The organism is Leeuwenhoekiella polynyae (assembly GCF_004104075.1).
Lineage (GTDB): Bacteria > Bacteroidota > Bacteroidia > Flavobacteriales > Flavobacteriaceae > Leeuwenhoekiella > Leeuwenhoekiella polynyae.
Genome location: NZ_QOVK01000026.1, coordinates 12,599 through 23,988 on the forward strand (window position 1 = coordinate 12,599; position 11,390 = coordinate 23,988).

Consider the following 11,390-nt stretch of genomic DNA (forward strand, 5'->3'; position numbering starts at 1 on the left):
CCTGAAACTTCCAGGACTCCAATGATATTAATTCCTGTACGTCGCCATGAGCGCCGCCGCCCCTAGTGGGTGCAGTTTTCTTGGGAACTTAGGTGAGTCCGGTTCCGTCTTCAATTCAAATTATTATTTCACTTTTTTTCTAACTTCCAATTCAACAGAATATGGAAATTGTTATTGCTAACAAATCCCATGCGGGATATGCACAATATATTTGCGACACGATCGCAGAATCAGCTAAAGTACGCGGTACAGGAATCGCCAAGCGTACTCCGGAATACGTCATCACAAAAATGGAAAACGGAAACGCCGTTATTGCTTTAGACGGTGAGAAGTTCGCCGGTTTTTGCTACATCGAGGCCTGGGGCCACGGTAAATTTGTGGCTAACAGCGGACTTATCGTACATCCTGATTATAGAGGTAGCGGACTGGCCAGACAGATCAAGGAAGCCATTTTTAAACATTCTCGTGAGAAATATCCTGATGCTAAAGTTTTTGGTATCACCACAGGTCTTGCCGTAATGAAGATCAATTCAGATCTGGGCTACAGACCGGTAACCTTCTCAGAACTTACCGATGACCCTACCTTCTGGAAAGGCTGTCAAACCTGTCGTAATTATGATATCCTACAGCGTACCGAGCAAAAAATGTGCTTGTGTACCGGGATGTTGTACGATCCTGAAAAGGAGGAAAAGAAAAAACGTGAAGCGGCTAAGTCATCAGGCTCAGAAGCTAAAAAGGAAAAAACTATGAATCCTAAAGCCTTTACCCGTTTGAAGAGTATAAAGGAGCACTTGTTTTTAAAAAAGGATAAAAAAAAAGACGAATAAGAACATTACTTTCAGTTAAAAGAGTATTTCAGAATAAATAAGTATAATGAAAAAATTAGTTCTCGCCTACAGTGGCGGATTAGACACCAGCTATTGCGCAAAATACCTTTCCGTAGAAAAAGGATTTGAAGTTCACGCCGTGAGCATCAATACCGGTGGATTTTCACAGGAAGAAATCAGTGATATTGAATCTAAAGCATTAAAAATTGGTGCTAAAACCTATAAAAATATTCAGGCGGTTGACCGCTTTTACGATAAAGTAGTTAAGTATCTGATTTTTGGTAATGTTTTGAAGAACAATACCTATCCACTTTCAGTAAGTGCAGAGCGTATTATTCAGGCGGTTGAGATCATCAATTATGCGAAATCTATTGGTGCCGAATACGTAGCACACGGAAGCACCGGTGCCGGAAACGATCAGGTGCGTTTTGATATGATTTTTCAAACCCTGGCTCCCGAAATTGAAATTATCACGCCTATTCGCGATTTAAAACTTTCCCGTCAGGAGGAGATCGATTATCTTAAAAGTCATGGTGTAGAGATGTCCTGGGAGAAAGCACAGTATTCGATAAACCGCGGACTCTGGGGTACTTCTGTAGGAGGAAGCGAGACCTTGACTTCGCACAAAGGCTTACCGGAATCTGCTTTTCCTTCTCAGGTAGAAAAAAGCGAAGCAGAACCCGTGACCTTAACTTTTGATAAAGGTGAACTTACGGCGGTTAACGGTAAGTCTGGCACTCCGGTTGAAACTATTGAAATGCTTCAAAAACTAGCTGCTCCATTTGGAATCGGTCGTGATATTCACGTGGGTGATACGATCATTGGAATTAAAGGCCGTGTCGGTTTTGAAGCTGCAGCTCCCGTGATTATTCTAAAAGCACACCATTTGTTAGAAAAGCATACGCTTACCAAATGGCAAATGCAGCATAAAGAGTATTTGTCTAATTTCTACGGAATGCACCTGCACGAAGGGCAGTACTTAGATCCCGCAATGCGTAATATAGAGGCATTTTTAACCGACAGTCAGAAAAATGTTTCGGGTGAGGTTTATGTAACTTTACAACCCTATCGTTTTACATTAGAAGGAATCAAATCTGATCACGATTTGATGAATGCTTCTTTTGGTGCCTACGGCGAAATGAATAAAGGCTGGACGGCAGATGATGCTAAAGGATTCATCAAGATCACGGGGAATCAAAATAAGATTTACAACCACGTAAACGGAAACTCATGATTAAGGCAGGAATTGTTGGCGGAGCGGGTTATACCGCCGGTGAATTGATACGGATTTTACTGAATCATAAGTATGTAGATTTAAGTTTTGTTTTCAGTACCTCTAATGCCGGAAACCTGCTGAGCGATGTACATCAGGATTTGTTGGGCAGTACCGATATTCGATTTGCAGATGCTGTTGATTTTGATGCAGATGTGGTTTTCTTGTGTTTAGGACACGGAAATTCTAAAGCTTTTTTAGAACAGAATGTTTTTAACGAAAGCACTATTATTATTGATTTAAGCAATGATTTTCGTTTAAAACCCGACGCGGAATTTCAGGGGCGTGAATTTATTTACGGCTTACCGGAATTGAATAAAAGTGCGATCAAAGAAGCAGGTTCTATCGCTAATCCGGGGTGTTTTGCCACAGCAATTCAGTTGGCCTTACTTCCGTTAGCCGATGCCGGGAAAATTGAGTCAGACGTGCACATCAATGCGGTAACCGGAGCTACGGGCGCAGGAACTTCGCTTTCAGCGACCACGCATTATACCTGGAGAGATAATAATTTTTCGTATTACAAGCCCTTTACGCATCAGCATATGGGCGAAATCAATCAGACTGTTGGTCAGTTACAAAGCGGTTTTGAGAAGGAGATTTTCTTCCTTCCCAACCGGGGTAATTTTTCAAGAGGAATTTTTGCTACGGCGTATACCCAATTTGATGGAGATTTAGAAGCCATCAAAAAAGTCTACTTGGATTTTTATGCCGATGCTCCATTTACGTTTGTCTCCGCTAAAGACATCCATATGAAACAGGTGGTGAATACCAATAAATGCCTGATTCATTTACACAAACACAACAACCAACTGTTGATAACGAGTTGTATTGATAACCTGCTAAAAGGGGCATCGGGTCAGGCAGTAGAAAATATGAACCTGATTTTTGGCCTTGCGCAACCTGAAGGATTGAATTTAAAAGGAAGTTATTTCTGAGCCTCCAAAACCCCCAAAGGGCGGAAATGAAAATAATATTTAAAAAATAAATCCAACTCCCCTCTCCTTTGGAGAGGGGCTGGGGGTGAGGATTAAGAAATTTCCGTCTTCACGGAAATGATAAAGAAGATAATATAGATGAAAATAGCAATTATAGGTACCGGAAACTTAGGACTTTCTATCGCAAAAGGCTTGATCACCAACAATGCAATCACAACGCTCTATATGACCCGTCGTAATCCGGAAGGTATTGAGTCGTATGGGGAGTATAAGAATGTTTTTGTGACTTCAGATAACGTTGAGGCAGTCAAGAAATCAGACATCATCATTTTTGCGGTACAACCCGCACAGTTGGGAACTATTTTGCACGATATCAAAGAGGAGCTGACTGATAAGCATGTGTTGATTTCAACCATTACCGGTTACCAGATCTCACAAATTGAAGACATCGTAGGTGCAGACCAGTTTATCATCAGAGCGATGCCCAATACAGCCATTGCTGTGGGAGCCTCTATGACCTGTTTGGCGAGTAATGAAAAAGGGATGAAGCGCATCAAAATCGCTGAGGCCATTTTCAACCGTTTGGGAAACAGTCTGGTAATTCCTGAAAGCCAAATGCAGGCAGCAACGGTTGTTTGCGCAAGTGGTATCGCGTTCTGGATGCGCTTGATTCGCGCTTCTACACAAGCGGCAATTCAGCTTGGATTTGATGCTAAAGAGGCTCAGGAACTGGCGATGCATACCTGTAATGGTGCTTCAAAGTTGCTTATCGATTCTGGTAATCATCCCGAAGAAGAGATTGATCGGGTAACCACACCACGAGGTTGTACCATTGAAGGGTTGAACGAAATGGAGCACAAAGGCTTGAGTTCGTCATTGATTCAGGGAATGGTGGCTTCTTTCAATAAAATTAATGTTATAAAAACAGATCAGAAATAATGAGTTTATTTGATGTTTATCCACTTTATGATGTGACTCCCATAAAAGCTCAGGACGTCTGGGTTTATGATGCCACACCTACAAAATATTTAGATTTATACGGAGGTCACGCAGTGATCTCAATAGGTCACGGGCACCCAAAATACATTGAAAATCTAACCAAGCAGTTGCACGACATCGGCTTTTACAGCAATGCGGTTCATAATCCCTTACAGGAAGCTTTGGGCGAAAAATTACCGGTTCAGGCAAATTGTCCCGGTTACCAATTATTTATGTGCAGCAGTGGGGCAGAAGCGAATGAGAATGCGCTAAAAATGGCTTCTTTTGTTACCGGAAGAAAAAAGGTTGTGGCCTTTCATAACAGCTTCCACGGAAGAACTTCTGCAGCAGTTGCCGCGACTGATAATCCTAAAATTGTAGCACCTATCAACGCACAGCAGGAAGTGGAGTTTTTGCCATTGGGGGATCTGGATGCGCTAGCAGCAGTTTTAGCTAAAGGCGATGTATGTGCTGTGATCGTTGAGTTTATTCAGGGTGTAGGTGGTTTAGACATCAGCACTGCTGAATTTTACGAAGGCGTAGATAAGCTCTGTAAAGAGACCGGTACCTGCTTAATCGCAGACGAGGTACAGGCCGGTTTTGGACGTACGGGAAAATTTTTCGCGTTTCAGGAATACAATGTAGAACCCGAGCTGATCTCTATGGCTAAGGGTATGGGGAATGGCTTTCCGGTTGGTGGAATTCTCATTCATCCTTCAATCAAAGCTGAGTACGGGATGCTGGGAACCACTTTTGGTGGAAATCATCTGGCTTGTGCTGCTGCGCTAACGGTTCTTGAAGTTTTAGAAGAAGAAAACCTAATGGAGCACGCGTTACGTGTTTCTGATCATTTTAAAGCAAAAACTACTGAAATTCCGCAGATCAAAAATGTAAAAGGCCGCGGACTTATGTTGGGCATCGAATTTGACTTTGATACCGCGGCTTTGCGTAAAAAGCTCATTTACGATCAGCATATTTTTACAGGAAGTGCCAAAAACAAAAACCTGATCCGTATTCTTCCGCCTTTAACGGTGCAGAATGAGCACATCGATCAGTTCTTTGACGCCCTCAAAATGGAATTGGATAAATTATAAACCCAAGACTCGTTTTTAAAGTACTTATGTTTTTTATGTCAGTCTAAGCCTGTCGAAGACGGTTTCGGTAACGAAGAACTTCGACAAGCTCAGTTTGACAAAAAGGAAGCGTATTTACATTAAACGAATTAATAAAAGAAGTAATACTCAAGCCCCCTTCTCCGTTGGAAGAAGGGCTGGGGATACGGACAAAGCAGAGATTTCGGCTGCTAAATATAAACTTTGACAGGAATCAACTAATGAAAAAATACACCAGTTTAGACGATATTACCGATCTACAGGCACTCATCGCGGAAGCTCGCGAACTCAAAAAAAATCCATACGCTTTTGAAGAATTAGGAAAGCGCAAGCGTTTAATACTGTTGTTTTTCAACTCCAGTTTGCGCACGCGCTTAAGCACCGAAAAAGCAGCCTGTAATCTGGGGATGGACGTCACCGTGATGAACTTTAACAGTGATGCATGGAAACTGGAATTTGAAGACGGCACCGTAATGAATGCCGACACTTCAGAACACATCAAAGAAGCCGCTCAGGTGATTTCCCAATACGGCGATGTGATTGCTGTGCGTGCGTTCCCTACGCTAACGGATAAAGCAAAAGACGAATCTGAATATGTGATTTCCAATTTTGTGAAGTACGCTTCGGTACCTGTTGTCAATATGGAAAGTGCAACCGCGCATCCCTTACAGGCACTGGCAGATGCGATTACCATTACAGAGCTTTCTCAAAAGAAACGGCCCAAAGTCGTGTTGAGTTGGGCGCCACATCCCAAAGCTTTGCCACATGCCGTGGCCAATTCGTTTATCGGGATGATGCAAAAAATGGATGTAGATCTTACGGTGACACATCCTGAAGGCTATGAACTCAGCGATGCGACTATACAAGATACACCGGTGGAATATAATCAAGATGCGGCACTAAAAGATGCTGACTTCGTCTATGTTAAAAACTGGAGCAGTTATAAAGACTACGGAAGGGTTTCGGCTACGCCGGAAACACATTCCAATTGGATGATCACACCTGAGAAACTAGGCAATGCCCAATTTATGCATTGCTTACCGGTACGTCGTAATGTGATTGTTGCAGACGCGGTTTTAGACGGAAGCAATTCTGTAGTGATTGAGCAGGCCAATAACCGTACGTTTTCGGCACAGGTGGTTTTGAAAAAGATTTTAGAGAATCTGAATTAAAAAGTTAGTATGAAAAAGCTTAACGTCGTCAAAGTAGGCGGAAATATCATCGAAAAAGAGGAAGATTTACAGGCTTTTTTAGATGCTTTTGCGGCTTTACCTGAACCCAAAATTTTAGTTCACGGGGGAGGCAAATTGGCGACACAGCTTGCAGAGCGCCTTGATATACCCGTACAGATGACTAATGGTCGCCGCATCACCGATGCCGAAACCGTTGAAGTCATCACGATGGTCTACGGCGGAAAAGTAAATAAGAGCATTGTTGCCGGCCTGCAGGCTCGTGATTGTAATGCCATTGGATTTTCAGGGGCTGATGGGAATACGATTCTATCGGTTAAGCGGCCGGTAAAAGATATTGATTATGGCTTTGTAGGCGATGTTATTGCGGTAGATTCCACAATGATAGCTAACTTGTTGAGCATTGGGATTACACCTGCTTTTTGCGCCATCACGCACGATGGTAAGGGGCAACTGCTCAATACCAATGCAGATACAATTGCCTGCGAATTGGCGATTGGTCTCTCAGAAAAGTACGAGGTGACTTTAAACTACTGCTTTGAGAAGGCCGGAGTTTTGCTGGATGTCAATGACGATAATTCCGTAGTGAAAGACATCAATTCAGAAAAGTATACCCAATTATTAAACGATAAGATTATAGCAGACGGGATGCTGCCCAAGCTTGAAAATTGTTTTTACGCACTTAAAGGCGGCGTACACCAGGTACAACTGGGCAAACCCGAAATGCTAAAGAACACGATTACTAATTTTACAACCTTACGACTGTAATGAGCATAGAAACACTTACGCAAGAGGCGATAGAATTATTAAAAAACCTGATTGCAACGCAGTCTTTTTCTTCAGAGGAAGAAGGAACCGCCGCGTTGATCGAGAATTGGTTTAAAGCGCACGACATCCCTTTTAAGCGACAAGCCAATAACATTTGGGCAACCAACAAACATTTTGAGGAAGGTAAAACCACCTTATTGCTCAACAGTCATCACGATACGGTTCAGCCTAATAATGGCTATACCCGCGATCCGTTTAGTCCGGATATTGAAGAGGGTAAATTATTTGGTTTGGGAAGTAACGATGCCGGTGGATGTTTGGTTTCATTGATTGCTACGTTTACCTATTTCTATGCTCAGGAAAATCCAAAATACAATCTGGTTATTGTAGCCAGCGGGGAAGAAGAGAGCAGCGGTCCGGATGGATTGAATAGTATGTTGAAGGTTATTCCGCATGTAGATGTTGCAATTGTGGGTGAACCGACTTTGATGAATTTAGCTATCGCCGAAAAAGGCCTCGTGGTTTTTGACGCCAAAGTAACAGGAACTCCGTCTCACGCCGCACATCCTAACAATAACAATGCTATCTATAATTGTATTGAGGTATTGCAGTGGTTTAAAGATTTTAAGTTTGAGAAAACTTCGGAAGCTTTAGGCGAAGTAAAAATGACAGTAACCCAGATAAAAGGCGGGAAGCAGCACAATGCGGTTCCTGCAGACGTGGATCTCGTTGTAGATGTACGGGTAAATGATAAATATTCCAATCAGGAAATTGCAGCTATGTTGCAGGCTCAAGCGCCTTGTGATGAAATAATACCGCGTAGTCTGCGCCTGAACTCTTCTTCAATTCCTAAAGAGCACGAATTGGTAAAAGCCGGTATCGCTTTGGGTAGAACTACTTATGGTTCGCCCACGTTGAGCGATCAGGCGGTATTGACGTGTCCGTCACTTAAATTGGGTCCCGGCGACAGTACGCGCTCACACAGCGCAGATGAGTTTATTTATGTAAACGAAATTGAAGAAGGAATACAGATTTATATAGATTTGCTGAAAAGCATTCTGTAATCCCCCTATCCCCCGAAGGGGGAATGACTAGCGGGAATAGAAATAATACTAACAACCTTAAAATCGCTTGCGATTTTAATTTTACTAAATAAAGGTTCCCCTCCTTGGGAGGGGTCAGGGGAGGACAATGAAACTTTGGGATAAAGGAGCAAACATCGATGACAAGATCATCAATTTTACAGTAGGTAATGATCGGGAGATTGATACGCATATAGCTAAATATGATGTGCAGGCAACCCGCGCGCACGTAAAAATGTTGAATAAAATTGGTATTCTGACTGATAAAGAGCTTAAGGATTTATTGCCTCAACTTGATATACTCGAGGCGCATACCCAGAACCCAGATTTCTTTATCGAACCTGAGTATGAAGATATTCATTCTAAGCTGGAAGCCGAATTAACGCTTATTTTGGGCGAAACGGGTAAAAAGGTACATACGGCACGCTCCCGTAACGATCAGGTCTTAGTGGCGCTGCAATTGTATTACAAAGAGCAGCTGCAGCAAATTAAGGCGCGTACGATTTCCCTTTTTGAAACTTTGATGCATCTGGGAGAGACCCATCAAAGTAAATTGTTGCCAGGATATACGCATTTACAGGTAGCTATGCCCAGCAGTTTTGGATTATGGTTTACCGCTTACGCAGAACTGCTCATTGATGATGTGATCCTACTCAATGCAACGCAGGATATTGTAGATCAAAATCCACTAGGTTCGGCTGCAGGGTACGGAAGTTCGTTTCCCATTGACCGCCAGATGACGACTAAAGAATTGGGCTTTGCCACGATGAAATACAATGTGGTTGCTGCGCAGATGGCTCGTGGTAAAAGTGAGCGTACGCTGGCTTCCACTTTAGGAAGTCTGGCCAATACGCTTTCGCGCTTTGCGATGGATGTGTGTTTGTATATGAGTCAGAATTTTGGCTTTGTAAGCTTTCCGGAGCAATTGACTACCGGAAGCAGCATTATGCCGCATAAAAAGAATCCCGATGTTTTTGAACTCATACGCGGGAAGTGTAATAAAATACAGGCCTTGAGCACCGAGATGGTTCTCATTACCAATAATCTCCCTAGTGGTTACCACCGGGATTACCAATTACTGAAAGAAAATACCATCAGCGCTGTAGAGTCTATGAAGGATATTCTGGAGATTTTTGACTATGCGATTGGTCAGGTACAGGTTAAAGAAATTGACCTGAATGATGACAAATACAAATACCTGTTTACGGTAGACAGCATCAATGATCTGGTGGTTGAAGGCAAGTCTTTTCGTGAAGCCTATCAGGAAATAGGAGGGCAGGTACAGGCAGGGACCTATAAGCCTGAAGCGGGTAAAAACCACACCCATATTGGTAGTATTCACAATCCCGGATTTGCAGAAATCAAAGCCAAAATGCGGAAGTATTCAACTGCTCTGGATATTAAATAGCTAAAAACTTAATGTTTTAATTAAAAACCTGCTTAAATGATAATTTGAGCAGGTTTTTTTGCTTTTATAGATTTTATTATGGTCAAATATTGAGAATTAAATTATTCGTAAAAACTTTTCGCTTACAAATTTGGTGCTTTGCTTGTTCTTCTTTTAATTTTGCATCGTCTTGTTTCTAAAAAGACTTTATGAAGCTTATATATTCATTTATTATTTTCTTAGCTGGTTTTGTGCAGCTGTCAGGTGGAGCCACTCTTCCTGCTCATGCAAACACCGCTATAGAGTATAATGCTGAAGCTTCATTATACAGTCAGCAATTTTTTCATTTCGATGCGAATCACAAGCACAGCCCTGAAATTAGAATGGCTGAATTTGAGATCGAAGAAAGCAGTGATTCTGTTTCTAAAGACAAGCAGGCACAAAGCCTAAACACTTCTATTTTAGCTGCTCAGACATCTGCTCCCAGATGTTTTTACTTTAAATACAAGCATTTAAAATCTAAAGCACGATCTTCTATCAGTGCTGCAGTCAAGCCTTACCTTTTGTTTCAGGTATTCAGACTTTGATTTTAACTTCTTTTCACGCTCAATTTAGTTGGGCTAAACGCATTTTTCGCAATTAGTTTACCTCACACTTAGATTATCAAACTAAGCGGAAAATCCTGTGTTTTTTCACTCCGAAAAAACATCAAATCCATTTTAATTTTTAAAGTAAAATTCACATCACATGAAAAAAATTCTCATGATGTTTGGCTTAGGTGCGCTGTTGTTGCACGTGAGCTGTAAGTCAGAACACAAAGAACACGAAGAAGAAACAACCTTTTTGGTTACTAATCCTGTTGTAAAAGACACGGTTATCACAAAAGATTATGTATCCCAAATTCACTCCAGCCGTCATATTGAATTGCGTGCGCAGGAGCGAGGGTATCTTCAGAAAATTTTTGTAGATGAAGGACAATCTGTAAAAAAAGGACAGTTGTTATTTCAGATTATGCCAAAACTTTATGAGGCAGAAATGCAAAAAGCAAAAGCCGAAGCCCGCTTTGCAGAAATTGAATACCAAAACACAAAAAAACTTGCAGACAGTAATGTTGTGGCTCCTAATGAACTGGCGATGGCCAAAGCTAAGCTTGAAAAGGCAAATGCAGAATTGTCTTTATCGCAGGTGCATCTAGAATTCACACAGATCAGAGCACCTTTTGATGGTATTGTAGACCGTTTTCATGTGCGTTTAGGTAGCCTGGTTGATGAAGGTGAGTTGCTTACCAATCTTTCAGATAACAATATTATGTGGGTTTACTACAATGTTCCGGAAGCAGAATATTTAGACTACAAAGCTGCATTGAAAGACTCTACTAAGCCTAAAGTACAATTACTTATGGCTAATAACAAATACTTTGGTCATCCCGGTATTGTAGAAACTATCGAAGCAGATTTTAATAATGAGACCGGTAATATTCCATTTAGAGCGACTTTCCCTAACCCTGACGGATTGTTGAGACACGGGGAAACCGGTAATGTGCACGTAACCATTCCGTTAGATCAAGCACTTTTAATTCCACAAAAAGCAACTTTTGAGGTTTTGGACAAAAAGTATGTTTATGTGATAGACGACGAAGGTACTGTTCACTCTAAGCAAATTGTTATCGCTGAAGAGATGCCGCATTTGTATGCCGTTAAAGAAGGCTTGAGCACTAACGATAAAATTCTTTTAGAAGGTTTACGCCTGGTTAGAGAGAATGATAAAATAGAATATGAAGTAGAAGACCCTAATGAAGCTATGGCTGATTTAGAGCTTTATGCCGAGTAATCACCGCT

Annotated in this window: 11 protein-coding genes; all 11 read left to right on the forward strand. The window is 41.7% G+C overall.

The genetic code is table 11. The annotated features are described in order from the left end of the window. Nucleotides 1-161: 161 nt before the first annotated feature. Nucleotides 162-827 carry a GNAT family N-acetyltransferase gene (locus DSM02_RS18235; protein ID WP_128766926.1) on the forward strand — a complete coding sequence of 222 codons (666 nt, stop codon included), beginning with the start codon at nucleotides 162-164 and terminating at the stop codon, nucleotides 825-827. Nucleotides 828-873: 46 nt separating this feature from the next. Then, nucleotides 874-2,061, forward strand: coding sequence for an argininosuccinate synthase (locus tag DSM02_RS18240; protein WP_128766927.1), 1,188 nt, complete (start codon nucleotides 874-876; stop codon nucleotides 2,059-2,061). Continuing rightward, nucleotides 2,058-3,035, forward strand: coding sequence for an N-acetyl-gamma-glutamyl-phosphate reductase (gene argC / locus DSM02_RS18245; protein ID WP_128766928.1), 978 nt, complete (start codon nucleotides 2,058-2,060; stop codon nucleotides 3,033-3,035). The genes DSM02_RS18240 and argC overlap by 4 nt, the downstream gene beginning before the upstream one ends. 138 nt (nucleotides 3,036-3,173) lie before the next feature. Next, nucleotides 3,174-3,974, forward strand: coding sequence for a pyrroline-5-carboxylate reductase (gene proC, locus DSM02_RS18250; RefSeq protein WP_128766929.1), 801 nt, complete (start codon nucleotides 3,174-3,176; stop codon nucleotides 3,972-3,974). Further along, the gene (locus DSM02_RS18255; RefSeq protein ID WP_128766930.1) at nucleotides 3,974-5,107 is read left to right on the forward strand and encodes an aspartate aminotransferase family protein; all 1,134 of its coding nucleotides are present in this window, start codon (nucleotides 3,974-3,976) and stop codon (nucleotides 5,105-5,107) included. Before proC ends, DSM02_RS18255 begins: the two co-directional genes overlap by 1 nt. A 239-nt stretch (nucleotides 5,108-5,346) precedes the next feature. Beyond that, nucleotides 5,347-6,297 carry an N-acetylornithine carbamoyltransferase gene (locus DSM02_RS18260; RefSeq protein WP_128766931.1) on the forward strand — a complete coding sequence of 317 codons (951 nt, stop codon included), beginning with the start codon at nucleotides 5,347-5,349 and terminating at the stop codon, nucleotides 6,295-6,297. A gap of 9 nt (nucleotides 6,298-6,306) precedes the next feature. Further along, complete coding sequence (gene argB, locus DSM02_RS18265; RefSeq protein WP_128766932.1) at nucleotides 6,307-7,083, forward strand: acetylglutamate kinase; 777 nt, start codon at nucleotides 6,307-6,309, stop codon at nucleotides 7,081-7,083. Further along, complete coding sequence (locus tag DSM02_RS18270; protein ID WP_128766933.1) at nucleotides 7,083-8,147, forward strand: M20 family metallo-hydrolase; 1,065 nt, start codon at nucleotides 7,083-7,085, stop codon at nucleotides 8,145-8,147. Before argB ends, DSM02_RS18270 begins: the two co-directional genes overlap by 1 nt. Nucleotides 8,148-8,274: 127 nt before the next feature. Beyond that, complete coding sequence (gene argH, locus DSM02_RS18275; protein WP_128766934.1) at nucleotides 8,275-9,573, forward strand: argininosuccinate lyase; 1,299 nt, start codon at nucleotides 8,275-8,277, stop codon at nucleotides 9,571-9,573. A gap of 188 nt (nucleotides 9,574-9,761) precedes the next feature. Continuing rightward, entirely contained in the window at nucleotides 9,762-10,139 is a 378-nt protein-coding gene (locus DSM02_RS18280) for a hypothetical protein (RefSeq protein WP_128766935.1), read from the forward strand. Nucleotides 10,140-10,299: 160 nt separating this feature from the next. Continuing rightward, nucleotides 10,300-11,382 carry an efflux RND transporter periplasmic adaptor subunit gene (locus DSM02_RS18285; protein WP_128766936.1) on the forward strand — a complete coding sequence of 361 codons (1,083 nt, stop codon included), beginning with the start codon at nucleotides 10,300-10,302 and terminating at the stop codon, nucleotides 11,380-11,382. The last annotated feature ends 8 nt before the right edge of the window (nucleotides 11,383-11,390 follow it).

Excerpts from the sequence above, each read along its gene's own strand:
- DSM02_RS18235 (WP_128766926.1), top strand. The coding sequence starts at position 162 with ATGGAAATTGTTATTGCTAACAAATCCCATGCGGGATATGCACAATAT.
- DSM02_RS18240 (WP_128766927.1), top strand. The coding sequence starts at position 874 with ATGAAAAAATTAGTTCTCGCCTACAGTGGCGGATTAGACACCAGCTAT.
- argC (WP_128766928.1), top strand. The coding sequence starts at position 2,058 with ATGATTAAGGCAGGAATTGTTGGCGGAGCGGGTTATACCGCCGGTGAA.
- proC (WP_128766929.1), top strand. The coding sequence starts at position 3,174 with ATGAAAATAGCAATTATAGGTACCGGAAACTTAGGACTTTCTATCGCA.
- DSM02_RS18255 (WP_128766930.1), top strand. The coding sequence starts at position 3,974 with ATGAGTTTATTTGATGTTTATCCACTTTATGATGTGACTCCCATAAAA.
- DSM02_RS18260 (WP_128766931.1), top strand. The coding sequence starts at position 5,347 with ATGAAAAAATACACCAGTTTAGACGATATTACCGATCTACAGGCACTC.
- argB (WP_128766932.1), top strand. The coding sequence starts at position 6,307 with ATGAAAAAGCTTAACGTCGTCAAAGTAGGCGGAAATATCATCGAAAAA.
- DSM02_RS18270 (WP_128766933.1), top strand. The coding sequence starts at position 7,083 with ATGAGCATAGAAACACTTACGCAAGAGGCGATAGAATTATTAAAAAAC.
- argH (WP_128766934.1), top strand. The coding sequence starts at position 8,275 with ATGAAACTTTGGGATAAAGGAGCAAACATCGATGACAAGATCATCAAT.
- DSM02_RS18280 (WP_128766935.1), top strand. The coding sequence starts at position 9,762 with ATGAAGCTTATATATTCATTTATTATTTTCTTAGCTGGTTTTGTGCAG.
- DSM02_RS18285 (WP_128766936.1), top strand. The coding sequence starts at position 10,300 with ATGAAAAAAATTCTCATGATGTTTGGCTTAGGTGCGCTGTTGTTGCAC.